This is a genomic window from Providencia sp. wls1914 (assembly GCF_009706645.1).
GTDB classification, from domain to species: domain Bacteria; phylum Pseudomonadota; class Gammaproteobacteria; order Enterobacterales; family Enterobacteriaceae; genus Providencia; species Providencia zhijiangensis.
Window position 1 is genome coordinate 46,326 of the sequence record NZ_WLUN01000008.1, and the last position, 26,958, is coordinate 73,283.

Annotated in this window: 20 protein-coding genes and 4 pseudogenes; 11 read left to right on the forward strand and 13 right to left on the reverse strand. The window is 39.7% G+C overall.

The features are described from left to right. Positions 1-6: 6 nt before the first annotated feature. Complete coding sequence (gene hyfB, locus GKR74_RS06385) at positions 7-2,022, reverse strand: hydrogenase 4 subunit B (protein ID WP_154602963.1); 2,016 nt, start codon at positions 2,020-2,022, stop codon at positions 7-9. Continuing rightward, positions 2,022-2,639 carry a 4Fe-4S dicluster domain-containing protein gene (locus GKR74_RS06390; protein WP_154602964.1) on the reverse strand — a complete coding sequence of 206 codons (618 nt, stop codon included), beginning with the start codon at positions 2,637-2,639 and terminating at the stop codon, positions 2,022-2,024. The genes hyfB and GKR74_RS06390 overlap by 1 nt, the downstream gene beginning before the upstream one ends. Before the next feature lie 445 nt (positions 2,640-3,084). On the opposite strand from GKR74_RS06390, the gene GKR74_RS06395 reads away from it, so the two are divergent. The 8 genes and pseudogenes from GKR74_RS06395 (at position 3,085) to GKR74_RS06430 (ending at position 14,264) form a co-directional block, all read left to right on the forward strand. Then, positions 3,085-3,945 (forward strand): helix-turn-helix transcriptional regulator, encoded by an 861-nt coding sequence (locus GKR74_RS06395; RefSeq protein ID WP_154602965.1) that lies wholly within the window; start codon positions 3,085-3,087, stop codon positions 3,943-3,945. Positions 3,946-3,982: 37 nt separating this feature from the next. Beyond that, on the forward strand, positions 3,983-5,059 hold the full coding sequence (locus tag GKR74_RS06400; RefSeq protein ID WP_154602966.1) for a chemotaxis protein: 1,077 nt from the start codon (positions 3,983-3,985) through the stop codon (positions 5,057-5,059). 59 nt (positions 5,060-5,118) lie between these two features. Further along, positions 5,119-6,696 (forward strand): annotated as a pseudogene (locus GKR74_RS06405) (cobalamin adenosyltransferase). 2 nt (positions 6,697-6,698) lie between these two features. Continuing rightward, positions 6,699-6,965: a YkgJ family cysteine cluster protein gene (locus GKR74_RS06410; RefSeq protein WP_230089138.1), complete on the forward strand. Its 267-nt coding sequence runs from the start codon at positions 6,699-6,701 to the stop codon at positions 6,963-6,965. 135 nt (positions 6,966-7,100) lie between these two features. Then, complete coding sequence (locus tag GKR74_RS06415; RefSeq protein ID WP_154602969.1) at positions 7,101-7,877, forward strand: MBL fold metallo-hydrolase; 777 nt, start codon at positions 7,101-7,103, stop codon at positions 7,875-7,877. Between the two features lie 69 nt (positions 7,878-7,946). Then, positions 7,947-8,909 (forward strand): GlxA family transcriptional regulator, encoded by a 963-nt coding sequence (locus GKR74_RS06420; RefSeq protein ID WP_154602970.1) that lies wholly within the window; start codon positions 7,947-7,949, stop codon positions 8,907-8,909. A gap of 712 nt (positions 8,910-9,621) precedes the next feature. Continuing rightward, positions 9,622-13,065, forward strand: a complete 3,444-nt coding sequence (locus GKR74_RS06425) for an autotransporter outer membrane beta-barrel domain-containing protein (RefSeq protein ID WP_230089129.1) — start codon at positions 9,622-9,624, stop codon at positions 13,063-13,065. 278 nt (positions 13,066-13,343) lie between these two features. Further along, positions 13,344-14,264 (forward strand): annotated as a pseudogene (locus tag GKR74_RS06430) (phosphorothioated DNA-binding restriction endonuclease). A 302-nt stretch (positions 14,265-14,566) separates the two neighbouring features. On the opposite strand, the gene GKR74_RS06435 reads toward GKR74_RS06430, so the two are convergent. The 9 genes and pseudogenes from GKR74_RS06435 to GKR74_RS06475 form a co-directional block, all read right to left on the reverse strand. After that, a complete protein-coding gene (locus GKR74_RS06435) occupies positions 14,567-15,529 on the reverse strand; it encodes a hypothetical protein (RefSeq protein WP_154602972.1) in 963 nt (320 codons plus the stop codon). A 74-nt stretch (positions 15,530-15,603) separates the two neighbouring features. After that, a complete protein-coding gene (locus tag GKR74_RS06440) occupies positions 15,604-16,056 on the reverse strand; it encodes an IrmA family protein (protein WP_154602973.1) in 453 nt (150 codons plus the stop codon). A gap of 67 nt (positions 16,057-16,123) precedes the next feature. Continuing rightward, complete coding sequence (locus tag GKR74_RS06445) at positions 16,124-16,609, reverse strand: hypothetical protein (RefSeq protein ID WP_154602974.1); 486 nt, start codon at positions 16,607-16,609, stop codon at positions 16,124-16,126. Between the two features lie 143 nt (positions 16,610-16,752). Further along, entirely contained in the window at positions 16,753-17,226 is a 474-nt protein-coding gene (locus tag GKR74_RS06450; protein WP_154602975.1) for a hypothetical protein, read from the reverse strand. Positions 17,227-17,394: 168 nt separating this feature from the next. Next, positions 17,395-18,111 (reverse strand): annotated as a pseudogene (locus GKR74_RS18165) (helix-turn-helix transcriptional regulator). A 211-nt stretch (positions 18,112-18,322) separates the two neighbouring features. Beyond that, complete coding sequence (locus tag GKR74_RS06460; RefSeq protein ID WP_154602977.1) at positions 18,323-19,159, reverse strand: DUF932 domain-containing protein; 837 nt, start codon at positions 19,157-19,159, stop codon at positions 18,323-18,325. 14 nt (positions 19,160-19,173) lie between these two features. Next, positions 19,174-19,599: an antirestriction protein gene (locus GKR74_RS06465; RefSeq protein ID WP_154602978.1), complete on the reverse strand. Its 426-nt coding sequence runs from the start codon at positions 19,597-19,599 to the stop codon at positions 19,174-19,176. A gap of 91 nt (positions 19,600-19,690) precedes the next feature. After that, positions 19,691-20,542: a GTPase family protein gene (locus tag GKR74_RS06470; RefSeq protein WP_154602979.1), complete on the reverse strand. Its 852-nt coding sequence runs from the start codon at positions 20,540-20,542 to the stop codon at positions 19,691-19,693. 52 nt (positions 20,543-20,594) lie between these two features. Next, positions 20,595-21,362, reverse strand: coding sequence for a hypothetical protein (locus tag GKR74_RS06475; RefSeq protein WP_154602980.1), 768 nt, complete (start codon positions 21,360-21,362; stop codon positions 20,595-20,597). 489 nt (positions 21,363-21,851) lie between these two features. Between GKR74_RS06475 and GKR74_RS06480 the strand changes: the two genes are divergently transcribed. The 3 genes from GKR74_RS06480 to GKR74_RS06490 all read left to right on the forward strand — a co-directional run bounded on the left by GKR74_RS06480 (position 21,852) and on the right by GKR74_RS06490 (position 24,521). Next, positions 21,852-22,439 carry an inovirus Gp2 family protein gene (locus GKR74_RS06480; protein WP_154602981.1) on the forward strand — a complete coding sequence of 196 codons (588 nt, stop codon included), beginning with the start codon at positions 21,852-21,854 and terminating at the stop codon, positions 22,437-22,439. A gap of 105 nt (positions 22,440-22,544) precedes the next feature. Then, on the forward strand, positions 22,545-22,754 hold the full coding sequence (locus tag GKR74_RS06485) for a helix-turn-helix transcriptional regulator (RefSeq protein ID WP_154602982.1): 210 nt from the start codon (positions 22,545-22,547) through the stop codon (positions 22,752-22,754). Positions 22,755-23,606: 852 nt separating this feature from the next. After that, positions 23,607-24,521, forward strand: coding sequence for a restriction endonuclease (locus GKR74_RS06490; RefSeq protein ID WP_154602983.1), 915 nt, complete (start codon positions 23,607-23,609; stop codon positions 24,519-24,521). Positions 24,522-24,728: 207 nt separating this feature from the next. Here the strand turns inward: GKR74_RS06490 and GKR74_RS06495 are convergent. Further along, positions 24,729-25,484 (reverse strand): annotated as a pseudogene (locus GKR74_RS06495) (M48 family metallopeptidase). Beyond that, positions 25,477-26,952, reverse strand: a complete 1,476-nt coding sequence (locus GKR74_RS06500; RefSeq protein WP_154602985.1) for a hypothetical protein — start codon at positions 26,950-26,952, stop codon at positions 25,477-25,479. The pseudogene GKR74_RS06495 and the gene GKR74_RS06500 overlap by 8 nt, the downstream one beginning before the upstream one ends. Positions 26,953-26,958 lie beyond the last annotated feature (6 nt).

The window sequence follows — 26,958 nt, forward strand, 5'->3', positions numbered from 1 at the left end:
CTCTCCTTACGCCGCAATCACAACAAGCAACACGATCAAGGCCGCGACCACATACAGGCAGTAGAGCCTGAAGTCCCCGCCTTGCAGGCATTGCATGCGTTTTGCTATTCGGTTAATCACGCGAACCAGCGGGTAGATAATTTTCTCATCCCAGAACGGTTCCACCTTCCCTGCTCCCTCTTTCGTCACTTCTAAGGTTTGCGCTAAACGCGCTGAAGGGTCGAGCTGAGTACGCAGGCGATACAGCGGTGCAAACATAGAACGCAGCGGCTGAGTAAAGCCTCCCGCGGATACGGACATCTCTTTTTCCCATGCATAACCACACGCCCAAGCATCCCCTTTACGGCGCGCTTCGAGCTGTTTGCCTTTAAATACCATGTAGATAATCAGTGGAATGATAGGCAGTGCGAGCAACAGGATCAGCGTCATGGCTGGAGAGATCATCGCTTGAGACGCGCTGTTTGGAACTAGCATCGCCCCTTGCGCCACGGTGATATCGGTGGCGTGTGTCAGGGACATTGCCACGTTGGCTAAAACCGGAGCGATATAGGTCGCGCCTACCCCTAAAATCACGCAGATAGCTGCTAAAATCAGCATCGCGGCGGTCATTGTCCATGGCACTTCGCGAGCATGAGTGGCTTGCTCACTGCGAGCACCACCACAAAAACTAACGCCGTACACTTTCACAAAACACATTGCCGCCAATGCCCCGGTGATGGCTAACATCACAATGGCGATTGGGCCGCTGATGCGCATAATAAAAGTGCCTTCATGGCTCATGGAGAATAAAGATTGGTAGGTATACCACTCACTGACAAAGCCGTTGAGTGGTGGCAGCGCGGAAATCGCCATACAGCCGATTAAAAACGCGGTTGCAGTGAGTGGCATTAACTTCGCCAAGCCGCCCATTTTTTCCATATCACGGGTATGCACGCGGTAGATCACAGCGCCCGCCCCAAGGAACAGTAAGCCTTTGAAGACGGCGTGGTTGAGTAAGTGGTAAATCGCACCGAGCAGACCAATGGTTGCCAGCACAGGCATATTGTTTGCCATGCCGACCATCGCCACACCAACCCCCATCAGGATGATCCCGATATTTTCGACGGTGTGCCAAGCCAATAAGCGTTTGATGTCGTGCTCAGCCAGTGCATACATAACCCCAAGAACCGAGGAGACTGCACCGAATGCCAGCACCACAATGCCCCACCAGCCTTGAGTGGCACCGAGTAAGTCGATACCTACTTTGATGATCCCAAAGATACCTATTTTTACCATCACACCCGACATTAATGCTGATGCGTGAGACGGTGCTGCGGGGTGAGCTTGCGGTAACCAGCTGTGCAGTGGGAGCATCCCGGCTTTGGCACCAAAACCAAAAAATCCCAGTAAAAAGACTACCGAAGCCATCGCCGGTGAAAGTGAAAGCTGGCGGAAGGAGTCAAAATCTAAGCTGCCACTTTCACGCCACATTAAGAAGAAGGCGATCATAATTAAAATCGAACCGGCGTGGGCAATAAAGAAGTACAGCAGACCCGCGCGGATGGATTTGTCATCTTGGTCGGCAATCACTAAGAACCAAGAGGCTAGCGACATCATTTCAAACAGGATGATGAAATAAAAGGCGTTGTCCATCACCACCAAGGCGACCATCGAGGCGATAAACAGGTTCAGGAAGAATCCCATGCTCCACGCGCCACGACCGCAATATTCCTGAACATAGTTTAAGGAATAGAGGGCACTGACAGTCACCAGTAGCGAAATCACCATCACCATAAAGGCGGCGAGGCTATCTAATCGGACGACAAAGTTGGCAAACGGGAATGGGCCTTGCGACAGGTAAGTGAGTACTTCGCCATTCATTAGCACCGGAATAGAGCTGCATAAGCCCAGCACACCGCCGATCATGGCAGCAATTCCCGCGACATAAATGGCGAGCTTTTCTTGGCGTTTAAAGAGCAACGAGACAAAGCCACCCACCGCGTAGAAAATCACCGACCATAAAAGTAACTGAAGAGGTGTCATTATGGGTTCTCCCGATCAGCAACAAAAATGTCGAACTCTGGCGGCATGGCATCGACAGATGCGCTGCGGCGTTTGGCACTTTCGTTTTCGAGTTGGTGTTCTTCCACCAGATGGAGGGCATCGGTTGGGCAGACTTTGACACAAGCTGGCCCTTCGTCACTGAAATCACACAGGTCACACTTCACGGCGACATTGCGAATTCCCGCATTCCACGCAAGGAAAGGATTCATGGTTGGGAGGCTATCTGGCACATCTAATAGCATCTCTTTTGGAACATATTGTTCAAAGAAATCAGGCATATCGACCGGTTTGCTGCCTGATGGTGTAATCGCCCCAAATGGGCACACCAAGCCACACAGTTTGCAACCAATGCACAGGCTTTCATTCAGCACAATCATGTCATTTTCGTGGGTGATGGCATTGACCGGACACACACGCGCACACGGGGCATCGTCACATTGACGACAGAGCATCGGTGCGGTTAGCTCGCCAACTTTGACCACCTTTAGTCGCGGATATGTTTGTAATCCTTGGGCTTTATGCGTTTCTGAGCACGCCGCCATGCAAGTGTTACATCCGATACACAGTTGTGGGTCTGCAATTACAAAGCGATTCATTCGCTTTCCCCTCCAATAAAATCAGTCGGATCTTAAGTTTGTTGCAGACACCTAAGCATTTTTTGTGCCAGAAATAATATTGTTATTTATCAGCTGGTTGGGGTTTTGTGGGGTGGGAGTTCGACAGTAATGACGAAAGGGGGGGTGGGCGTAACGGTAAGAATATCGATTGATTGTTCGTGTACAATCACAACTAATATTTAGTATTGATTATAACATTAAGTAATTAATTACATTTAAATCCAGAATTCATATAAATTACTAAATGTAGGTATTCCCAGAATTATTAGCAGTAGTTAATGGATTAAATATTAAACAAAATTAACTCATATATGAGTTAAATATAATTTAAGAAAAATCCCATTAGCTTAAATACACTAAACTGACGCTATTTGTCAGTTGTTTTGATATTCTAGGCAAATGGCAATAACTCAAATATCTAAAAATGACTAATTACAAAAAAAATCAAGGTATAAGATTAGCTACTATTATCTTAGACTCATATTTATATGGTGAAGTGGATAAATATGAACTGGCACTACGTTTTAATGTGAGTGAAAGAACTATCTATCGAGATTTAAGTTCATTAAGTTTAATTTTAGAACATAGAGGTAACTCAAAGTATGGGCTATCTAATGCTATTGAGTATCATAAAATGACTTCATTTTTTGGCGTGGATAAATACCTACCAGATTTCAACCATTCTTTCTTACAAAGAATTCCCGCCACAATAAAAAATGAGAACGTGATTATTAAATTTCAAGGTATTGAGTACTCTATAAAAAACTACCTAAGAAAATATTATGACAAAATTTACCATGCCATTGAAAACAAAGCAAAATGCAATATTTTCTACAAAGGGAAAAATAGAAGTATAGAACCATACAAGCTCATATGTCATAACACCGTTTGGTATCTAAACGCAAAAGAAAATGGTCAATTAAAATCATTTTCACTTAGCAGAATTGAATGGCTTGATATTTCTAAAGAAAAATTTTCATATGACGATAATATTGGCAACAAGTTAATAAGCTGTAAAAACCCATGGGTAAGTGATCTTCAATTTACAGTTAAAGTATCTATCTCTAGTTCTATTTCACACTATTTTAAAAGAAGAGAATTATTACCAGATCAAAAAATCCTACACGAAGAAAATAACAATCTGGTCATTTCTTGTTCAGTAACAAGTGAAAAACAAATTTTACCTTTAATACTATATTGGATTCCAGAAATAAAAATTTTAGAGCCTAACTGGTTGAAATCTAAACTTGAAGCAAATTTAATTAATTATCTAAATCAACAATAAAGTTACTATTCATTGAAACTAAACTGAGAGGAATATTATGGCTATCCCATTTATTATTGCTGGTGCAGCAATAGCAGCCGCCGCTTTTGGTGGAAAAAAAGCTTATGATGGATATCAAACAAAATCAGAAGCAGAGGATATATTGTCAAATGCAGAGGGGTGTTATAAAGAAAAAAAAGAATGTCTTGATTTAGTGAATGACAAGACATCACTAGAATTAGAAAAGTTAGGCCATTTAGAATTAAAAATTGGTGAAGACTTTAATAAATTCAACATAATAGCTCAAAGCATTCTTAAACAACTCAATGAGTCTGGTAAAGATATAACCATTTCTATTCCACGTAATGAAATCAATAAAATTGAAAATCTCGCTATTTCCGCCACTGAATATTTAGGTACAGTTGTAGGAGCTGGTGTATCAGGTACCGCTGCGGGTTTTGCCGTCTATGGTGGCGTCATGGCATTCGCCGCAGCATCAACAGGAACACCTATTGCAGCCTTATCTGGCGCAGCCGCCTATAATGCAACAATGGCAGCTATCGGAGGTGGTTCTCTCGCCGCTGGTGGATGGGGAATGGCCGGAGGTGCAATGGTATTAGGTGGCGCAGTTGTAGCACCAATATTAGCCATTGCAGGATGGGCATATGCTAGCCATGCTGAAAAAGCACTAGAAAATGCTCAAAAAGTTCGCAGTGAAGTTAATTCTGCTATACAAAAAATGAATCTAGCGTCTAAACACCTAGAAAAAACAAAAGAGTATGTTGTTTCTATACACAGCATATTAAATGCTCAGTTTGAAATTTTTGCACCATACCTAACAAAATTGATCGAAATAAATAATACGATCGAAAAAAACAAAAAGGCGGGTAATAAAAATCCTTTGGTTATTGACGAAGATGTCAAAACAGTCATCGAAAATGGTTATAAGCTTGCAAAAATCATGACTGATCTCATCACCACTCCGTTGTTCAAACCTAAATTAAATAAAGACCAAGAAGCAATCATTGTTGATGGGGTAATTGAGATTCAAACCGATAGCAATGGATTACAAAAGTTAAACAATGAAAAATTAGATGAGCAATTAGAAATAGCTGGGCGCCACATCTTATCTTAACTCTATAAATTAAACTCACGGATAGCCTGCGATGTTAGGCTATCCGAAGGTAACATAATATGATAAATAAAAACTATAACTGGCAAAAAGAAGTTAACGATACTGTGGTTCAGAGCCTTGTCACATCTTTTGGATTAGATTTTTTATTATTAAAAGATAAAAAGGGAGGCGATGTTGATACTATTCATAATGTTAGAAACAGCACTTGGGCGACTCAAGAAGAAAAAAGTAAATACGAAAACCGAAGTGAATATGACTCTCATGAATATCACAGCCATAATAACTATAAAGAGACAAACAAAGTAGGAAAGCAAAAAAAACTTGCTGGTGATTTAAAAGATTCTTACACCGGCGATGTGTTCTCACAAAATGATAATATCAATCTAGACCATATTATTGCCGCTTATGAAATACATAATGACCCGGCTAGAGTATTGGCTGACATGAATGGCTCAGATCTAGCCAATAGAGAGTCAAATTTAACATTTACCAACGAAACAATAAATAAATCAAAAAAAGCAAGCAAAATGACTGATTTTATTAACAAACTTAACTCCCAGTTAAGTGATATAAAATCAGAAATACTGACATTAGAAAACAAAAAAAATCCGACTAGTGCTGACCTAAAAAAATTAAAGTCTCTTAAAAACAAAGAAAAAGCTAATTTTGATGCGATGGCAGCTGTCGATAAAAAAGCCAGAAAAGCTTATGAAGCAGAAATTAGCAGTACTTATTATAGTAGCAGTAAGTTTTTATTGAGCTCCGCATCGTCATCATTAAATACTGGATTCCGAATGGGCACTAGGCAAATGCTAGGCATTGTATTTGCTGAAATGTGGTTCGAACTGAAAGAATCCATTCCCAAGCTTATTAAAAAACATAAAACTAATTTTACATTCAGCGATTTCTTACATGACATTGGAACTACTCTAGAAAAAATATGGGAAAGGCTAAAAATAAGATTTAGTGACTTTTTCAGTGAGTTTAAAAATGGTTTTTTTGGTGGTTTATTCGCTAGCATCACAACCACACTACTGAACATATTTTTTACATCATCAAAGCTTATCGGAAAATTAATTCGAGAATCATGGAGTAGCTTAGTCTCTGCCGTAAAATTATTATTTTTCAATCCAGAAAATTTATCTCTAGGTGACCTAGTTAAATCTTCGATAAAAATCATCGCAACCAGCGTTTCTGTTTTCCTAGGCTCAATGATAACTTCATCATTGAATGCTATGCTAACTTTCCCATTCGGTAGCGATATTTCTTTTTTTCTTGGTGCATTAGCTTCAGGGTTACTGACCTTAACACTGTGCTATGTTTTAGAACACAGTGCGCTAATGAATAAACTGTGGGCCTTCCTCAATAAATTCAAAGATAAATATGAGTTAACATTAGAATATTATCAAAGTGTTAACCAAGAGTTAGATAAATACGTAGAAGAACTCGCCAAAATCGAATTCAATTTCAATACTGATGAAATGCAGATATTTGTAAACTCCTTGCAAGAAACCAACTCTGAAAATGAGAGAAAAATCATTCTTAATCAAGAGATTAAAAGAAGAAATATCGATATGCCTTATGATATTGAAAAAGAAGGGGCATTTGAAGATTGGTTAAATTCTCTATGAAACTAGACATGATACATTCATTTCCGTGCAATAAATGCGGAGCTTGCTGTCGCCACGTAAATAGAGCTATAGAAACTCAATTCTTAGATAGAGGTGACGGTACATGCAAAAATTATGATGAAATAGAAAAGCTATGTACTGTTTATGATAGTCGGCCGGATATATGCCGTGTTGATAAGCAATATTTATTGCATTATAAGGATCAATACACTTGGAATGAATTTATTGAACTCAATAGGATATCTTGCGAATTAATCATACAGAGCGAAAAATAAATAGATTATTTATATCAATGATTTGACCCAATCTCATCGCTAATTGTCCTAATGGTTGCGGTGATTTTGCCCAAAAACATCATAATCGCCTTATTGAGCCACGAGCTTATCAACTCACTTAATAAGGCGATTTTTATGAAAATTACCCAAATTCGCAATGCCACACAAATCATCGACTATGCGGGCAAAAGATTTCTTATCGACCCCATGTTAGGGGAAAAAGGAAGCTACCCCGGCTTTGAAGGCACCGCCAATTCACATATTCGTATTCCTATGGTTGACCTACCCTGCGACATTAATAGTTTATTGGAGGTTGATGCGATTATTGTCACACACACTCATTTAGACCATTGGGATGAGGCCGCTGTAAAAGCCATTCCGAAAGATAAGCTCATCTTTGTTCAGAATGAACACGATAAACAGCTATTATCTTCTCAAGGATTCACTAATCTCTGCATTTTGTCTGAATCCACGGAGTTTGCGGGTATTCATTTAATTAAAACCCAATGCCAACATGGCTCTGACCTTGCTTATGAAAATCCTGTTTTAAGTGAACGATTGGGAGATGCTTCCGGCGTGATATTTAAACACCCTTCTGAACAGGTGCTGTATTTAATGGGAGATTCTATTTGGTTTTCCGCTATCGAACATAACTTGGCGGTTCATTCGCCCGATGTAGTGATCATGAATACCGGCTGGGCGCATATCTTGGGATACGGCTCGATTATTTTTGGACAAGAAGATATGCTGAAAGTACGGCAGATAAGACCAAATGCAAAGATTATTGGTACCCATATGGAAGCCATTAATCACTGCTTAGTCACTCGGCAACAGTTGCTCAATTACGCAGCTGTAAATGGTTTGGCCGATGCGGTTTTTGCCCCGAAAGACGGTGAAACTGTCTCTATTTAAAATCGCTATCACCGCTGTTTTCTGTCATTGACTGCTTTTCTACCACTTGCTGCCATAAAGGAACGTTCAATGAAAACAACCACCGTTGCAATTGTGGTCACTGAAGGGTTTAGCACCTTCCATTTGTCGGTTCCTTTGATTTTCTTTGGCAATATGATGACGGATAAACCGCTGTTTTCACGAAGAATATGTGCTGAAACAACGGGGTTAGTCTGGTCTAAAGAGGGAACAGCGGTCAATGCAGAATACAGCTTCGAAGCCCTCAAAACCGCAGATATTGTGGTGATCCCATTTTGGGAAAAAATTCATGAGCGCCCGAGTGAGCCCTTACTTACTGCAATTAATGAGGCAAAACAAAATGGCGCCTTATTGGTAGGTTTATGCCTAGGTGCCTTTGTACTTGCCTATGCAGGCGTGCTCGATAACCACAAAGCCGCCACCCATTGGAAATTTGAACAAGAATTTCAGCAGTTATTTCCAAAGGTCAAACTAGATGTCAATGTGCTGTATACCGAAGATGAGGGCGTAATAACGTCCGCAGGAACTGCCGCCGCCCTAGACTGTTGTTTGCATATTGTCCGACAACGTTTTGGCGCCAAGATAGCGAATGAAATGGCGCGCAGAATGGTGACACCGCCCCATCGAGACGGCGGTCAAACACAATATATTGAACAGCTTATTCCCCGTAACACCAGTGACCAACGCATTAATCAACTGCTCGATTATCTGCTAAATCACCTACAACTCCCCCACTCTATCGATGAGCTTGCCAATAAGATGTCCATGAGCCGTCGTACCCTCACTCGTCATTTTCAAAAAGCGACAGGCATTAGCATCGGCGAATGGCTAACCGTTGCCCGCTTGAATCGCAGCCAAGAACTTCTGGAAAGCTCAGCCTTCTCTATTGAACGCGTGGCTGAATTAGCAGGCTTTCAATCCTCCGTGACATTTAGGCAGGTATTTAAGGATAAGTTTGGGGTTAGCCCGATGCAATGGAGAAAAGTATTTGGTAGCAACGAAAATATTTTATAAATCATAAAAGAATTTAGTTTTCATATAAAAATAATAATCAAGAAATTATTTTTCATATCTTTTTATTAATATTTAAACCTATCAAAAAATCCATTAAAAAATGAAAAATATATTTTTAATTATCGTTAAAAAATAAAACTGGTAATACCAGGACGGATAAAAACAAATTACGTAATTGAAAAATCACGCAGGTAAAATAAATCCCAATTAAGAATTATCTTAATGAAAATCAATGATAAAGAATCATTCTCACCCTTAACATTAGGATTAAAAAACCGTTTTAATTCCACTTTCAAAATTAAAAACCATTTATTTTCTCAATTTAGATAAAAGGATCATGAGTGCTAATTCTTGAATAAAACACTTGGAAAATAATAACAAGCTTGATTATAGTTCTCGAAATTATAGTTCTAATACAAAATAGGTATTCTTTATACCTATTATAGTTATTAGAATTATAAATTAGACACACAGATCCAAGCGATAACATTGTCATTAACTTTTCCACTTAATTAGTCAAATTTAGATAACTTTATTAAAGGCTAAAAAAATTCACCAATAAAATCAATGCTCATTAATTTAATAATAAGAGCTTAAAAATAATTTAAATAATCCTGTAACTGCATCAGTAGCCTAACAGCTCGCTGGGCATCATTACACTGCTAATAACTTGATTTAATTTATAAAAATTAAACGTCAAGGATGGTTTCACATGAAAAATAAAAAACGTTATTACCCCGCCAATTATCTTCTTTTACTGATAATGGCTTCAACAGGTCATGCTGCCACCATTACAAATGGTGAAGTCAAAGAGTTAGATGATAAAAATGAAATTTTAGATCTTGATAATTTATATATAAGAAATGGGAAAGTTCTTATTAAATCTGGGACATTAGAAACCAATAGCACAGTGATCACTGATTTTTTCGGAGAATCTGGAAATGTGACGGTTTCAGGAAGCGATTCTATCTGGAATAACAAAAGTACCTTGAATCTTGGTGTCATCAGCATTCATAACAGATACACAAAAACACCCTCGCAATCAGGTATTGATATTCTTAATGGCGCTCAAGTTTATACCGATAAGTTTTCTATGGGTAATTATTGGGGTGCCAATCTAGACGAGGAAGCGCAATATACCTTAAATGTCGATGGCAAAGGTTCCATCTTAAAGGTTAATCAAGATTTAACCGCCTCGTCATTTAACAGTAATCGATTCCCAATCGGCATTGTCACAATCAATATCGATAATGACGGTGTTATTGAAGCTGAAAATGTCGTCATGCATGATATGGGCATAAACTATGACGAAGCATCCCTAAAAACGGTTTTAAATATCAAAAATAATGGATTATTAAACGTTAAAGAAGACGTTTACTTTGCCAAAAACTTTGGAAATGCCGATCCAGATACCCCCAGTGAACTGAATATTTTGTCTGGCGGTAAAATTAAAGCTAAAAACTTCCATGCTGGCTTACATAAAGTCTGGAGTGATAATTCCCCTGTCTCCTTATTAATCTCAGGCAAAGATTCATCAATTGATGTGTCTGAAAATTTTACGACAGGAGGAAATTTACGAAGCTTATTAACTGTCGAAGATGGCGCTGAAATAAACGCTAAAAATATCATATTAGGAACGGGTGATTCCCCAACAGTTGACCCTTACGACATCAACCGACCGCATCCAACCGTCATCGTGACTGGCGAACAATCAAAAATTACCGCTCAAAATGACCTTATTTTAGGGGATAATGTCAGCCATGAAATTACCATTGCTGACGGTGGCATGGTCTCTGCAGAAGAGATAACCCTCGGTAAAACACAGCTTCTCCCAATGACTCTAGGAAAAAGCACTCTGAACCTGCTGGCTGGCGGGAACGTCACTACCCACAAAATCAATTTAAACAAAGACAGTAATTACTTTAATGCTGTTATTTATCATGGTGATGGTGGTCTAGCGGGTGAATTAAATACCGAGAGTATCGAAGGCTTCACTGGCAAAAATAACTACCAGTTTGATAGCGATAAACTCCCTATGCAGGCTGGACTCGTGTTCAATTATCAAAATGATAATGATTTTGCCCCAAACCTGATTAATACCATTAATGTAGTGAAGAACAATACCAATACCATCACGTTTGCAGGAGATAACAACCTGCACAGTGGCATTGTGGTCATCAACGATGGCGCGTTAAAGGCCGGTAATCAAAACGCCTTTGGAAGCCGTGTCGATGTTAAAAACTTCAGCCAGTTTGACCTCAATGGATTTGGGCAAACTATTTCCTCACTGGATAACCGTGGAGTCGTTAAGCTTTCAAGAGACAACCAAACACAAACGCATTTAAATGTTCTTAATGATTATAAGGCTGATAATGGTTCTCTCTATTTCAATACTGAACTGGGTGGGGATGATTCAAAAACAGATAAATTAATTATCAATGGCGATAGTACCGGCAATACCACGGTTTATGTGAATAATATTCATGGAAAAGGCGCACAAACGGAAAAAGGCATTGAGCTGATTACCGTTGCAGGTCGTTCCCTTGGGGAGTTTAAGCAAAGTGGGCGTATTGTTGCGGGCGCTTATGATTACACGCTGCTGCGCGGTGGCTATGTTCCAGGTACCAACTATAACAACTGGTATTTGACCAGTTTGTATGTGGAGCCGCCGGTAGACCCTGTTAAACCTGTCGACCCCGTGAAACCTGTTGACCCCGTGAAACCTGTCGACCCTGTGAAGCCTGTCGACCCTGTGAAACCTGTCGACCCTGTGAAACCTGTCGACCCAGTGAAACCTGTTGACCCTGTTAAACCTGTTGACCCTGTGAAACCTGTCGACCCTGTGAAGCCTGTCGACCCTGTGAAGCCTGTCGACCCTGTGAAACCTGTCGACCCTGTTAAACCTGTCGACCCCATGAAACCTGTCGACCCTGTGAAACCTGTCGACCCCGTGAAACCTGTCGACCCTGTGAAACCTGTCGACCCTGTGAAACCTGTCGATCCTGTTAAACCTGTCGACCCTGTGAAACCTGTCGATCCTGTTAAACCTGTCGACCCCGTGAAACCTGTCGACCCCGTGAAACCTGTCGACCCCGTGAAACCTGTCGACCCCGTGAAACCTGTCGACCCTGTGAAACCTGTCGACCCTGTTAAACCTGTCGACCCTGTTAAACCGCCACCTAGACCAGAAGTGGGGACTTACATCAGTAATATGCAAGCGGCCAATACTCTGTTTGATCTGCGACTGCATGACCGTTTGGGCGAAACTCAGTACACCGATGCGTTAACGGGCGAAACCAAAGTGACCTCAATGTGGTTACGTAATGTGGGTGGCTTTAATCGTTCTCAAGTGGCGCAAGGATCGCTAAATACACGGGATAACCGTTACGTTGTCCAGCTCGGTGGTGATATTGCCGATTGGTCGACCGATGGGCTTAATCGTTACCATGTGGGGGTAATGGCTGGGTATGCTCACCAGAACAGCAAAACCAAAAATCACCGTAATGGCTATGATTCAAAAGGTAATACAAGTGGTTACAGCGTAGGGCTTTACGGTACTTGGTATGCAAATGAGGCGGATAAATCTGGGTTATATGTTGATACTTGGGCACAGTATAACTGGTTTGATCATGAGGTTAATGGTTATCAGCTTGCCACTGAGAAATATAAATCCCGAGGCATGACGGCTTCTGTTGAGTCCGGTTATACCTTCAAAATGGGGGAATACACCACCAATGAGATGGTCAATACTTTCTATCTGCAACCTAAAGCACAAGTGACGTGGCAAGGCGTGAAAGCGAATGATCATACCGAAGCGAATGGAACCCTCGTCAGTAGCAGCGGGGAGAACAATATCCGTACGCGTCTGGGATTACGAGCTTACCTGCATGGTCACAATGCCATTGATGAAGGTAAAGGTCGAAATTTTGAGCCTTTTGTCGAAACCAACTGGATTTATAACACTAAACAGTATGGTGTGAGTATGGATGGCAAGCAGTTTAATGTGGCTGGAACCCGCAATATTGGGGAAGTGAAAATCGGTATTGAAGGCCAGATTAACTCGAACTTGAACCTGTGGGGGAACGTTTCTCAGCAGCTCGGTGATTCTGGCTACAGTGATACTCAAGCTGTGTTTGGCATTAAGTATATGTACTAGTTTAATTTCGTATTTTTAATTCGTATTTGTAGCATATAAAAAAGCGGCTTGTATCTTGGTGGTGCAAGTCGCTTTAGTTTGTGCGGTTGGAATGGGGGGATTTTGGGATTTGTTTGAAAGGATGAATTGAGTGATATAACAGAATGAATTGAGAATGTACTCAATTGATTATACTTAATATTTTTATCGGAGGGTAAGTGACCGGCATATTTATATATCATAGAATTATTTATACATTAAATTATACTAAGCAAATGATGTGACAAATAATAATCACTATGTGTACTCAAAAAATACTGCAAGATAAAGTCTCTAATATCCTGACATGGCGCAAAGGCGATCAAAGGGCTCCTCATAAACCATTATTGCTCCTATTGGCACTTTCAGAGTATCGAAAGGGACATGAGCGGCTGTTTAACTATGGAAAAGAGATCCATCAGCCGCTATTAGATTTGCTGGTGAGTTTTTGCCCATCACGTCGAGAACATTACCCTAATATGCCCTTTTGGCGATTAGCGCGGGATGGATTTTGGGATTTAGAGTCTCACGAAAAATGTCTTTTACAAGAGAAGACTAAACAGCCCTCAAAAAATGAGCTTATCAAGCAAAATGTATTGGGTGGATTTAATCCAGAAAGCTATCAACTCCTTCTGGCTAAACCCAATTTAATTGATAAATTAGCGCAACAAATATTAAGCGAACATTTTCCTGAAAACGTTCAGGATATCATTGCAAATCGCCTCGATTTCCCATTGCAAGAAATTCGTAAAATCCGAGATCCTGCATTTAGAAAAAACATTTTACGGGCATACAATTATCAATGTGCAATATGCGGCTATAACCTGCGCTATGACAGCGCGGTTGTTGGTTTAGAGGCTGCACATATTAAATGGAAGCAGTTTGGCGGGCCATGTACGACAAATAATGGTATTGCGTTATGTTCATTGCATCATTCCGCATTTGATATGGGCGCGATTAGTATTGACGAGAATATGAAATTGCTGGTTTCTAGCGGCGTTAATGGCAGCCAGATGGTCGAGCAATTATTTTGGGCATTTTCAAATAAGTCAATTTACCTACCGAAAAACCTTGCAGAATATCCTAGTGATGAGTTTATTAATTGGCATCGGGAGCAAGTTTTTAAACAATGAGGGTTAGGTGGTTTTGTTTATGGTTTTTCCTGTGGAGGAATGCTGTAAATAATAGGGGATTTTAGTTTGTTGAGAAATTAGTGAAGTTGATGGGATTAATTTCAGTGTTTGGTTTTGGTGCGAAGGCCGGACTCGCACATAATACTTAACCTCATGATCTAAATTAAAATATAAAAGTATAAAATTATTTATACCAACGCATGTACCAACAGATGAAATTCTTACTTTTTCTGATGGTTATCCAATTCAGGTAATTGTGATGCTAGTAAGCTGACCAACATCACTAACTTTAACATGGTATTATTGCATTGTACCCTGTAAGAGACCTTATTTAAGTAAAGTATTTTACTTTACTCTTTCTCGGAATCATTAAACCACTTAGGCATAGGGTTTTCATCTATAGATAACTTTATAAAAGAATCATCGCCATTTTGATTTTTTATACATCTTATTTCTTCAAATCCCCATTTTCCATTTCTATCGGAATAATAGACAGTATACTTATCAGCATGAAAACCAAAATATCTTTCTTTAGGATTACTTATTTTCCTCTGCCCACAATATGCTGAAGTTTTCCACTCAAAATTTGTAGCAAAATCAAGTGATAACACCATGAAATTACCTAGCCATATTGGCGCCAAAGCTAATGCAATTGAAGTAATACCGATAAGAAGTAAACTTGCTATCGTTTGGATAACATTCAATTTATTTGATAAATGTAAAAAGAAAAAATATGTTAAAGGCTGAAGGAATAAAAATGCAAAAAACGCAAAAAATATCACTTCAAGGCTAATTTCAACCATAGGAGTTTTAGCCAAATCCATATTGCTTATATTTAGAAAAACACTAGATGCAAATGCACTAGAAATAAAATAAATAATAGATGTTATTATTCCAAATGTTATTCTTGCTTTATTAAAAATACCATAGCCATTAGTTTCAAGATCATAAAACAATAATGCAGAGTTAATTAAAACTGCAATTACAAAACCTAACAGGCTCCAACGAGCACACTCTATCTGATTGATGTTCATAAAAAATATCATCAACATAAAAATAAAGCATGATATTAATGTTGTTATACCCGATGGTTTTTTTTGTGCTTTTTGCTTATCTACATAAATAAAATCTCTTGATATGGTCTTAACAGAATCCCATAGAAAAAAGCTAATAATTATTAGTAAGACAGCTAGAGAAATGATAATTTCTTTTTTGAAAGAAAAATCTTTACCTAGTAAGGTTAGATTAGCAACCATATATAGAATAAAAACCAAATAGGTAATGAACCTTTCAACCTTATCTAAAAAACTCATAAGCCATCCAAGAAGAATATAGATGCAAGCAAATATACCTGCATCTTTAATAGGTTAGTTGCTATTATAAATAATTATTTTTCTCCAGCCACCGACATTTTCGCCAGCTCTGGATTATTGGCCTGAAAAATGGATAGTGGTAACTCAACCTTACGTCCGTTCTGATCTTCCACGGCTTTAACCACTTCAAACTCAGCAACATCTTCACAAGGAATTTCCAATCCAGCAAAAGTGGCACGAGTGGCGCTAGAATCGCCAAAAGGTTCCACTTCCAGTACCGTATCCCCTAATACTTTTCCTTGCCCATCTTTCATTCTTAAGGTTATCTCAAGCGCACCAAACTCCGCATGGTCTAGAACCATATGGTTACCGCCATTATCGAGAGTAAATGAATAACCACAGTAACCTTGATTAATAAAATTTGAGCTCGTATGTGTGATGCTCGCATAACGCTGTTGTTCTTCAGCGAAGCTAAATGCACTGAATGCCAATAATCCTATCGCAAATACACTTTTTATCTTATTCATTACGTTACCTTTTGTTATTTTGTATCGTCCTCGCTACCACAAGTAACGGTAGCGAGAATGTTATTTATTATTGATTGGTTTGCAATCCACCTTTAGTACGGTCTTTTTCTTTCCAGCGCGGTCGGTTCTTGCCTGAGAACTCTTTTTGTATACTCCAATACCCAATGGGATAGCGGGCTACAATTGTCCCGCCAACACCAATATCGACCGAGGAGTACTGACCATTATTAATGGTTCCTTTTTGGACATAAGCATTAGGGCTACAAGTGCCTGTATCGCGTTGTTGCCAGTTTCCGTCAGTTCTTGCCACGATATAAAAATCACCAAATGCACAACCTGAAGCGGATTTATGATTCAGTACAGCAACATAATGTTTGGTTGAGCCTACAATCCTACAGGTGCTGTTTTGGCTTCCACACACTTGCCATAAGGTTTTACCGCCATCGCCTTTATATTCCCAAATGGTATTTTTAGGGGGCTGGCTGGTGGCAGTGGCTGGTGATGTCATCAACCACAGTGAGGCCAATACAGTTACAACTACATATTTTTTCATTATAAATTCCTATCAACATAAATAGAAACGTCAGATTCACGCTTGATGAACACCGTCTAATGGGTGCTTGGTTTTCCCTGATATGGCGTATTCGGTGGTTATCTGGTGAATAAGACATTCACAACAAAAATTGCTGATCATAGTTAATGTGATGACTGACGGTTTAGTTGCACTGAAACCCAGTGACGAATTCGTCGATGAAGATAAAAGGTAATACCGCTAGCGATAAGCAAATCAATCAGCAATATCGTGGTGGCGATACCTTCAGTAAAACCGTATAACCAACTGGATGACATGATAATCAGGAGACTAGAGAGGGCTAACCCGATAATGATGGACGAGATAATGGCAATTAATTTGGGGTTGAAATGGATTTTATAATCAATCCCTTTAAAGGCACTCAAAACCCATAGGCCTAATTGCGCCAAGAGTTGTGGGGTAACCAAAGCCAAGAGATATAAAACGAAGTACATCAATGTGATCCCATACGGATTCATGATGAGAGCGATAAGTTGGAAGTGTGTTAACAATACGCCAGTGATCCAAAGGCATAACAAAATACTGATAACAATAGCGATGCGTTCTAAGCCCCGTTGTAAGTGTGAAATGGTGTTCATATTTTTAAGCTTCCTTATGTGATGATGAATTCACAGTGTGATGGTGACTTTGAATGGGCATGGCCCATTCGTGACCGCAATCGCGACATATCCAGCCCGAGCCCCATGCAATGATGTCTTGCTCAGAAGAACAGTGCGGGCAATGTGTTGGATGCGATGCTGGTGGGGTTAATAGCGTCATGGTCGGCTCCTTTCTTTGTGTGATGGAAGAGAGGTAAGTAATTGTGATATCAATCTAAAATGCGGTAATGCCGCGATAAAACTGTTTTGTTGTGACAGTTGCATCACTGCGTGTTTCGGTGTGAAGGGGGTATTGAGTGATTGAACTTGCTGGATATCCTCTAACAACAAGACGTGTACTTGCTGGTGGTATTCCGCCAATAAATACCACTGGCCTTCACGATAAATGAGTTGATAAGGTTGTAGTGGATTAAAACGACGCTCAGGCGTGAGTAAGCTAATGGATTGCTTACTGGTAATGGCATACACCAATTGATAGAAATGGTCGGCATGCAAAGCCGAAATCTTATGGGCATGATGCCAAATCAAACAAGGCGCATGGGGCTGCTGGGTTAACAGTAACCCGAGTAAGCGGCTATCTAGCCCCGGAAACAACCGAGTCATTCCAATCTGTTTCACAAAGGTAAGAACATCTTTGTCTCGATAAGCTTTTAGTGTATTGATAGGCAAGCGATAACAACCTTGCCGACCTTCTACCCCCAGATAAGCCAAGCGTTCACGTAAATCCCGTTGTAACGTGCGTTCAGAAACGTTGAACTCTTGGGCTAAACATGAGAGCACAAGGCTTTCTCCTGCCATTAAGCGGGTAATCAGCGCAGAGAGTCGCACAGCCATGCGGTCATATTTTCGGTTGGTCTGAAACATAACGTATTGCTCTCAATAACAGACGTTAGGAAATTAAGAAGTGAGGGAGTTTAACTTAGGGGATTGACAGGTTATGTCTGTTGGGAAAAATTCTCATTCGGCTTTTTAGTGAAAAATCGCCATAATTAATTCATTGATAAATAACGCTATTCTGTTTATTTGAACGATAGGAATGTAAGGCGTAACGACACAACCTGTCAGGGCGGGAAAATTAGTTGGGCTGGCGGGGAGCGAGTTGGTTAAATAAGGTATCCGCCATCACCCACAGGGCTTTATTGAGTTTGATATCGCCATCAATCCCATTCACCGAACGAGTACGAGCGCGTTTACCTTTTGCAGTTCTGCCTGATAATCCCCCTTTAATCAGGTTTTCTTGTAAACATTGGTACACCGTCCAAAGGTCTTCTTTCTTATCTTCAAAGCGTCGAGGCAGTAGAATTTGCTCTCGCGTGACGGGCTGGAACTCTTCACCAAAGCGGTAGGTCAAAGCTGCTTCAGCAAAGGCTTGCTGGGCGGGTGGAGGTAGCAATAACGACTGCATACTTTCGCGTTTTTCAGCGACCTGCTCAAACGTATCGAGTACCTCATAGGCTCCTTCAATCACTTTACCTACCACATCCCCTTTATGGGGGACACGCACTTCCCCTAATACATCACCGCACACCAAACCGTTGGAGCACACGGCTCTAAAGAGTCCCGGCAACATCTGATAGCTGCTTGAGCCATCATGGCTATTAAGCAGAATAATTTCAGGGACTTGTATACCCGTGATTTGGTCATGTCGTCTGAGCCGTAACATATGCTTGGTGTGCTCTCGACGACGGATATCCCGTACCCGAGTCTGGCAAGCAAAGAACGGATAAAAACCTTCTTTTTGCAGGCTGTCTAACAAGGTAATGGTGGGGATGTAGGTATAGCGTTCACTGCGTGAATCGTGTTTTTCTTCAGAAAATACACTCGGTACAGTACGGAATAATTCTTCGATGGTCAGTGGACGGTCACGACGGATACTATTTGCTGAACCAAAACGAGAGGCTAATAAACTCATGATAAAACTCCGGATTAATCAATTAAGTGGAAAATGGCAGCGGATTCGGGATGTTGTGAAGCGTAGTCACGCAGCTGATAAAAGCGGTCGCACATCACTTCGCTTTCCGTTTGGAATGACCAAATGCTGTACAGGATAAGACACACCGCAATGCCTGCTGCCTCTTGGCTCACGGTGGCTTCATTGCCGTTGTGCATGTTGAATAGGGTTAAGGTGTCTGCGTTGATATCGGGGAATATAAAGGCACCGCCATTACTGAGCACGCCGTACTCCCAGTAACCGCCATGATATTCGTCGCAGAATTGACCCATCGTGGTGAAGATCACCACTTCAAAGGTAGCCCAGCCTTTCACTGCACCAAAATGGTTGAACCAAAAATCAAGGCGTTGTTCATCAGTGGCTAATTCCATTGTGATAGCAGATTCGGTTGAATGATTCATTCGTTGATACTCCATTAAAAAGAAATAAAAAAGCGCCAATCCCGTTAAGGACTGGCGCTTGATGTCATCAATGTCGCGCTAATTTAAGAAGTTAAAAGAAAAAACTCCACAGGGATTTAGCAACGGATACAATGCTGTTTTTGACAGTGCTGATCGTATGTTTTATCAATGTGGGTAATGGAATAATATCGATTATGGTATCGACGATATCACTGACACATTGCCCAAAATCGTTACGTGCAGAATTTTCCACAGATTGCGTCCGGTAAGTGCTGTTCAGTTGCCTAGCGACACCGCTACTGGCTTGCGCTGGTAACGCCTGTATTAATTGCTCTGCTAATTCAGTGAGTTGAAAGCCTTCTGCCGCAGAAACGGTCATCACAGGATGATGCGGCTTAAATACTGTTATCACTGCTTGTTGCTTTAATTCCAAGTTAGCCGCTTGCTCATGGGATGGCTGGTGGTTGGGTTCATCCCACTGGCGGCAGGGCTCTATTTTGTCTGCTTGGTTCAGCACAAATAGAAAGCGACTTGGTTGATAACCACATTGCTCAGTGAGAAAGCGATAACACTGTTCATCAGAAGACCACGCTCTATCATCGGCCTTAAGTACCCAGATGATTAAATCCAGCTCTGGCAGTAAGTTACGATAGAGCTGGTGATACTCTTTATCTCGCTCAAGGCTTTCACCTACGCCGGGTAAATCAACAAAGGTGAGTGTAGCCATACTGAAGCGTTGAGCTTGGCGTGTGCAGCCAGAGACATTACTCACAGGCGACAGTTGAGATTGGAATAGAGCATTGATTAAGCTAGATTTTCCAGCTCCTGTCTTGCCCATCAGGCCGATAGTTGGGGAGTAATTGATAAGTTTATTCAAATGGGATAAAAACACATCCTTAGCCCCTTTAGGGAGGAAAAGAAAATGATTTTCGAGTTTATTCATCGTTGCAACCTTAATATATGTTAAGTTCGCATAGATGATATATATTTGAAATTTATTTCATTTTTTCATATTCATCAATAATGAAGCTATTTAACCACTCCGACGCGGGTACACCATAGTTAAGGGCTAACTCTGTCAGTTTAGTTCTTGCCTCTGCTGAAAGTTGAATATCTTTCGGTGTTTTTTTTGGCCTTACCGAACCTTTTGATTGAGTAGTTGTTCTGTGTTTTCGCTCATTTCGAGCTAGGAGTAATTTTTTATAGCGCTTATCTTTTTCATCTTGGGGTGATTGCCATAAATAAAAACCAGTCACAATGTAAAGATAAAGCTCTTCACTATCCTGATATTCGGTTTTAGTCAATGCTTTACTTTTGACCAGATAGTTATAGACCCACTTGCACATTTTTATATCGGATGGTTTTAACCAATCAAAGTACTTGTAATGGCAGGTTTTCTTAATTACGTCATTTCTTAAGTAGTCAAGCATACTATATATATCATTAACATAATCTGAGTATTGAAAAGCATTAAGCCTAGCTACAACAAAGTTAATATATTCAATAGATTCTACATATCGCCCTTCATGACTCTTCGGTGCAAAAATAAATTTCTTATCAAAAAAACCGTTCGTTACTGTTTTTATAACACTACTAAAGTCGTCCTTAACTGTGAGATCTGTTAAGTAGTTTCGTATTTTAAACATATAAAAATTAGCGTCTTTGCTGTTGCTCAACACACGCCATATGAGGTAACAAAAAACTTTATTCTTTCTCATATAACCATAAATTTCGTTCTCTATATATGAATAATTCATCGTCATGAAAGCCTCATTTTTTTATCAATTAAAATATGATGATTATTTTATTATACGGTAATAAAAAACTATTAAAACCACCAATAAATAACTAATTAAAATACATTTTTATTCATGATTTAATCGTGATATTCATGTTCTTTCATTCCTTAATTTTAAAGGGTTATACATAGATTATTAGGCTTATACTAATACAATAATGCTGTTTTTATTGATAAGCATACTAAAAAAATAATTCTAATATTGTGAAAGTGACGCTGTTATCCATTTCGCGTTAGAAAATTAATATCAGAGTACTTTTTAATGAGATGAGTCACTGAGCCTCTGACAAGCAGGACTTCTGTGTGTAAAAACGGTGCTGGTATAGTTATATATTTAATAGAGTAAGAATGGCATTTTATAGACCTAAAGATCACTCAAGTAATCTTGACTAACTTATCTATTTTTTACATCCATCGAACTAGATATGACTTAAAAAACCTTAAGGAATAAATCATGTCTAGTTATACCTACAATGAGGACTATCTTCGTCAGATAGATCGAACAGTCCGTAAATCACTATTAACCTATAATCGTGTCACAGCTATTCGCGTCGATTTACGCTTCCCATCATCGACAACTTGTTACCATGAGGATTCAACTGTCATAACTCGTTTCATTGAATCCCTAAAAGCCAAAATAGATGCAGACCTTAAACGTAAAAATAAAGTATGGGATCGCAACTATTCATGCTCCTTATCTTATGTTTGGGTGAGAGAGTTTGGTGAAATCAATCGCAGGAAGCACTATCACTTATTGCTGCTAGTCAATAAGGACGTCTATTGGAGTTTAGGTGATTACACTAGAGCGGAAGGAACGCTTTATGCATTAGTACAACAAGCATGGTGTAGTGCAATTGGTGTTAACTACTCTACGGAGCGTTATTTAGTTCATATCCCAGATAACGCTGTTACTTGGCTAGATAACAATAATGCCAACAATGAAAGTACGATATTCGAATTAAACCAGCGCTGTCGTTACTTAGCCAAAGAACATACAAAATATTATGGTGATGGTGAGCGTTCTTTCGGATGCAGCCGTTAATCTACCAATAAAAAACATGAGGGGGATATCTTTTGGAAGAGAGATATCCCTAAACACTTATCGATATCCCTTCTGCCTTTTAACTTTAAAGACAGGAGTTCAATAATGAGCACTCAAGCTATTCCCTTATTAAATGACCAATTCGTTGATATGAAATTTATTACCCGTTTAACTGGGTTAACTGATAAATGGTTCTATAAATTGATACAAGATGGAGAGTTCCCTAAACCAATAAAATTGGGGCGTAGCTCTCGTTGGTTAAAGAGCGAAGTTGAAAGTTGGCTACAAGCACGTATTGCCGAATCCAGAGCGTAACCATCGTACCGCTATCCTTTCTGCGCTGATAGCACCAACATTTAAATCACACCGAAAATTCCATTATGAAATAATATCATGCTCTTCATGAGACATTGCTACGCTTTTACCAACCCTAACTGAATGACCTTGCCAAACTTACTGTCGCTCACAAAATGTCCCATCCCTATATCAAGAATAGTTCCAGCTGATGGTAGCAAATATACGCTTTCCTGATACCGACAGCGTACCCGCTGTCATCCCCAGATGCCTGTACCGCTTAATACACAGTAAAACGCTTTCTGAGCCATTATCTGTTCAAACTGATATGGATGTCAGATTAATCGTCGATAATCGCCTGCTAAGATACCATCCGATGCTCAAGGGTATCTTTCTCAACGAGAACGTTTGGGCAACGTCCATTTGCCAACAAACTGATTAGTCTGTTTAACCAATTCAATAATCCTGAACTACATCCCAAACTGATGTGACTGTGCTGGTATGATTTAATGCTGGGTTTCCCGTTAGATAATTGGCTAAATATCCTGAAGACGAAAACTGAAGAACAGCTGGTGAAGTTGATCATTGGCTAGCAAATTGAAAACCAAGGATAATGGATGCTAATGTATTACTTAACATCCACAAACGACATTTTTCTTTCAATTAATCAACAATAATGAAAATAGGTTTATATCATTGCTAATAATAAACTCAAGGTACTTGGAAACATTTTGATATTTTATGCATGACTTTACATAAATTCTGGATATGAGAGTTACACACAATTAAATATCCAATGTCTAACTTAACATCCATGATGTTAAATGCCATAGTATAGAAATTCATGTTAAGTATCTCTTATAGAAGGTTTCCATGACAGTTCCAACCTACGATAAATTTATTGAGCCTGTACTAAGGTTTTTAAAACATCACCCTGAAGGTATTGCTGCCAAAGATGTTCATGAAGGTGCTGCAGACATTCTGGGGTTAGATGACGACCAGCGCTCCGAACTGATTTCAAGTGGTCAATTAGTCTATAAAAACCGTGCTGGTTGGGCTCATGACAGGTTAAAACGAGCTGGGCTTTCACAAAGCCTATCTCGAGGAAAGTGGTGCTTAACGGAGAGTGGCTTAGAATGGATTAAAAATAACCCATTCCCTCTGAGTAAAGATCAAGTTAATCACTTAGCTTTTGACTTTATGAACATAAAACTTAAAACGAATCCTGATGCTGTTCTACTCGATGAAGATACACAAATAGATTCAGACACACCTTCGCAAGCCCGCAGCCCTGATGATCGCTTAAATGATGCACTGAAAGAAATTCGTGAATCTGTCGCCATTGATTTACTGGCAAATTTACTTCAAATATCCCCTACCCGCTTCGAATTCATTGTATTAGATGTTCTACATAAATTAGGTTATGGCAGTCATCGTGATGATTTACAACGAGTTGGCGGTACAGGTGACGGTGGGATTGATGGGATCATTTCGTTAGACAAACTTGGGTTAGAACGAATTTATGTACAAGCAAAACGCTGGCAAGGCACCGTAGGTCGCCCTGACTTACAAGCCTTTTATGGCGCTCTTGCAGGGCAAAAAGCCAAACGTGGCATTTTTATTACTACCTCTGGCTATACCGCTCATGCGATTGATTTTGCTAAATCCGTTGAGGGATTAGTTCTTATTGATGGTAACCGCTTAGTTAACCTAATGATGGATAACGAGATAGGCGTTAGTTCACAAATTATTAAGTTACCGAAGCTAGATATGGATTATTTTGAGTAGTGGTTGAGGAACCATAAATAACGACTATATTAATATAGCCTATTTATTAATGTTCATACCAGATAAAACTTTGAATAAGTATTTGACGCATGTGTAAACAACAAAATTTAAATTAGGTAGCGTATAGATAGCCTGGTTGCTAACTCAGTATCTGATAAATTTGACTGTTTAACTTCCTGCATTTTCACTACGCTTTGCACTTGTATTCTATTTGTCATTCTCTGGTCACCATTCAATATAGACGGAAGCCATCCCATCCAGTCGTTCTTTGGTCTTTTCCCACTTTGGCATGACTTGACTCATTAGCCGGTAGAACCGCTCGCTGTGGTTATGTTCTGCTATGTGGCAAAGCTCGTGTAAAATCACGTAGTCAATACACTCACGAGGCGCTTTTACCAGATGAGGATTCAGTGCAATTCGCCCATTAGGTGAGCAACTACCCCATTGGGTTTGCATTGTCAGAATACGCAGCGATGGTCGCTCTTCTACCCAAAGGGCTTGTTCCAGCATGGTATCGAGCCGCTTGGTGAAGGTTTCCTTGGCTCGCGCTTTGTACCAGTCTGTTAGTAGCTCTTTAACCTTTTCAGCGGACTTTGTTCTTACCGAAACTTCCAACTTGCCGCGTAGTAGTTTCACACCTTGAACCTGTTCTGGCGCTTCAATCACTTTCAGCAGATACTGTTTTCCAAGGTAGTAATGGCTCTCACCGCTGATGTATTGTCTAGAGGGGATGAATTCAAGTTGTTCGCGGAAGTCCCTAAGCTGTTCGTATATCCAACGCCCACGCTTCTTAACAGCAGAAAGAACCGCATCATTGTCTGCATCTTCGGGACTCGACACGATAACCCTGCAATCTGGATGAACTTTGATTAATATTCTATTTGAGACTGACCTTCTCGTTACTCGTTCGAACGGGATAAGATGATCGCTGTAGCGGAATTCAAAGCGTGTTGAATCAGTCATCTTCAAACATGTCTCTTACATTTGAAGCAGATACTTTGTTCGGGCGTGCATCAATTAATACGAAACCTTTGTCCTCTTTTAGTTTTAACTCCCTCATAACCTTACTGACAGATTCAAGCTCGGAATCGCTGAAAAAGAGAATGACTTTAATTGACTGATGGGTGCAGTTTGCAGCCTCATAAATTTCAACTTGGTGTTTCAGGTTTTGCTTTAACTTTTTGTTTGAAGCCAACTTAAACTCAACAAGGGATTTATCTTTGCTCCCGTTTGATATTTTGAAATCAACGGGCCCTCGACCATTATTAACTTCTGCGTTTACATCATATTTACTAGCAAACCATGTCAGCTTAAATAGGAGCTGAAGGTCTTGCTCTCGTTTTATTGGATTTCCTTTTACATAGAAAAATCTGTAACCATCATTGTTTTCTACCATCTGCTTTAGAAAGAGAACACGTTGATACGCTTCGTCTAATGAATTTGATGGTTGATCATAAAACGTCGTATCTTTTTCTAGGCTGTTCACAAGCTCTTTAACTTTTTGAATGAACAGATACTCTGTCTCATTTACCTTTAGCTCACTAAGCTTAACAGCCTGGTCACCATTCTCTTCTTTAAGCTTTATAAAATAGTCAATATATTGAGGGAATTTTATGATCGAGCTTACGACGGCTTTATCAAACTCTTTTTTATCAGGATCTTCAGGAAGAATCCTGGCTAGATAGTCATTCAACTGTGCTCTAAGTTGGTCATTGGGGATACTTTCAAGCACACCGCTAAAATCACCAATCATGTCAGACTTATTAATCCAGTTTTCATCTTTCGTGAGGATGTCTTTAGGGGTCAAAAGTACATAATCATTTTGAAATATTGGTAGTGTATAGGTTTTCGCCATCCATGATCTTGTCTTGTAGTTAAATTCGACTTTATCAACTAAATGAGTGGATAAAAAACGAGCATCAATATGCTCCTGAGCGAACTCTTGAGTGTAATCAAGTAAAAACTTTTTGATAAGATTGGTTGTGAAATCGCTTATATTATCTCTTCCAACGCCATCTTTGATTAAGCAAAGTTTCTCAAGGTGACTACCGTTGGTAATCTCTTCAGTGCCAAAATTCGTAAACACAGTGTTCAGATTTTCGTTAAGAGACTTTGCGAACTTCTGACCAAGACCACTTCCACCATTACCAATTTTGCTGTATCCAAACCATGTTTGTTTTACTTCTGGGAATAAGAACCATGCTTTTATTAAACCTATGCTGATACCTTCTTTTTCTGAACGAGCACGCAAAAATGCAACATATTGGATAATGTCATCATGTAGTTTCTTATACTCCGGTTTGTCGCTATTAAATAAAAGGAATGGGTCAATGAACAGGGGAAGATCATTGATTAATGAAAGGTCAAATGCACCATATTCCTCTAGTTCTTTGGGTGAAACGTCAAAAAAATCAGAAAAATAAATTTTCATATCAAA

What these genes read in the sequence shown, in the direction of transcription:
- GKR74_RS06490 (WP_154602983.1), top strand. Translation starts at nt 23,607, where the DNA reads ATGACAGTTCCAACCTACGATAAATTTATTGAGCCTGTACTAAGGTTT.
- GKR74_RS06460 (WP_154602977.1), bottom strand. Translation starts at nt 19,159, where the DNA reads ATGAGTTTATTAGCCTCTCGTTTTGGTTCAGCAAATAGTATCCGTCGT.
- GKR74_RS06420 (WP_154602970.1), top strand. Translation starts at nt 7,947, where the DNA reads ATGAAAACAACCACCGTTGCAATTGTGGTCACTGAAGGGTTTAGCACC.
- GKR74_RS06470 (WP_154602979.1), bottom strand. Translation starts at nt 20,542, where the DNA reads ATGAATAAACTCGAAAATCATTTTCTTTTCCTCCCTAAAGGGGCTAAG.
- GKR74_RS06400 (WP_154602966.1), top strand. Translation starts at nt 3,983, where the DNA reads ATGGCTATCCCATTTATTATTGCTGGTGCAGCAATAGCAGCCGCCGCT.
- GKR74_RS06475 (WP_154602980.1), bottom strand. Translation starts at nt 21,362, where the DNA reads ATGACGATGAATTATTCATATATAGAGAACGAAATTTATGGTTATATG.
- GKR74_RS06435 (WP_154602972.1), bottom strand. Translation starts at nt 15,529, where the DNA reads ATGAGTTTTTTAGATAAGGTTGAAAGGTTCATTACCTATTTGGTTTTT.
- GKR74_RS06440 (WP_154602973.1), bottom strand. Translation starts at nt 16,056, where the DNA reads ATGAATAAGATAAAAAGTGTATTTGCGATAGGATTATTGGCATTCAGT.
- GKR74_RS06465 (WP_154602978.1), bottom strand. Translation starts at nt 19,599, where the DNA reads ATGAATCATTCAACCGAATCTGCTATCACAATGGAATTAGCCACTGAT.
- GKR74_RS06500 (WP_154602985.1), bottom strand. Translation starts at nt 26,952, where the DNA reads ATGAAAATTTATTTTTCTGATTTTTTTGACGTTTCACCCAAAGAACTA.
- GKR74_RS06480 (WP_154602981.1), top strand. Translation starts at nt 21,852, where the DNA reads ATGTCTAGTTATACCTACAATGAGGACTATCTTCGTCAGATAGATCGA.
- GKR74_RS06450 (WP_154602975.1), bottom strand. Translation starts at nt 17,226, where the DNA reads ATGAACACCATTTCACACTTACAACGGGGCTTAGAACGCATCGCTATT.
- GKR74_RS06390 (WP_154602964.1), bottom strand. Translation starts at nt 2,639, where the DNA reads ATGAATCGCTTTGTAATTGCAGACCCACAACTGTGTATCGGATGTAAC.
- GKR74_RS06425 (WP_230089129.1), top strand. Translation starts at nt 9,622, where the DNA reads ATGAAAAATAAAAAACGTTATTACCCCGCCAATTATCTTCTTTTACTG.
- GKR74_RS06410 (WP_230089138.1), top strand. Translation starts at nt 6,699, where the DNA reads ATGATACATTCATTTCCGTGCAATAAATGCGGAGCTTGCTGTCGCCAC.
- GKR74_RS06395 (WP_154602965.1), top strand. Translation starts at nt 3,085, where the DNA reads ATGACTAATTACAAAAAAAATCAAGGTATAAGATTAGCTACTATTATC.
- hyfB (WP_154602963.1), bottom strand. Translation starts at nt 2,022, where the DNA reads ATGACACCTCTTCAGTTACTTTTATGGTCGGTGATTTTCTACGCGGTG.
- GKR74_RS06415 (WP_154602969.1), top strand. Translation starts at nt 7,101, where the DNA reads ATGAAAATTACCCAAATTCGCAATGCCACACAAATCATCGACTATGCG.
- GKR74_RS06485 (WP_154602982.1), top strand. Translation starts at nt 22,545, where the DNA reads ATGAGCACTCAAGCTATTCCCTTATTAAATGACCAATTCGTTGATATG.
- GKR74_RS06445 (WP_154602974.1), bottom strand. Translation starts at nt 16,609, where the DNA reads ATGAAAAAATATGTAGTTGTAACTGTATTGGCCTCACTGTGGTTGATG.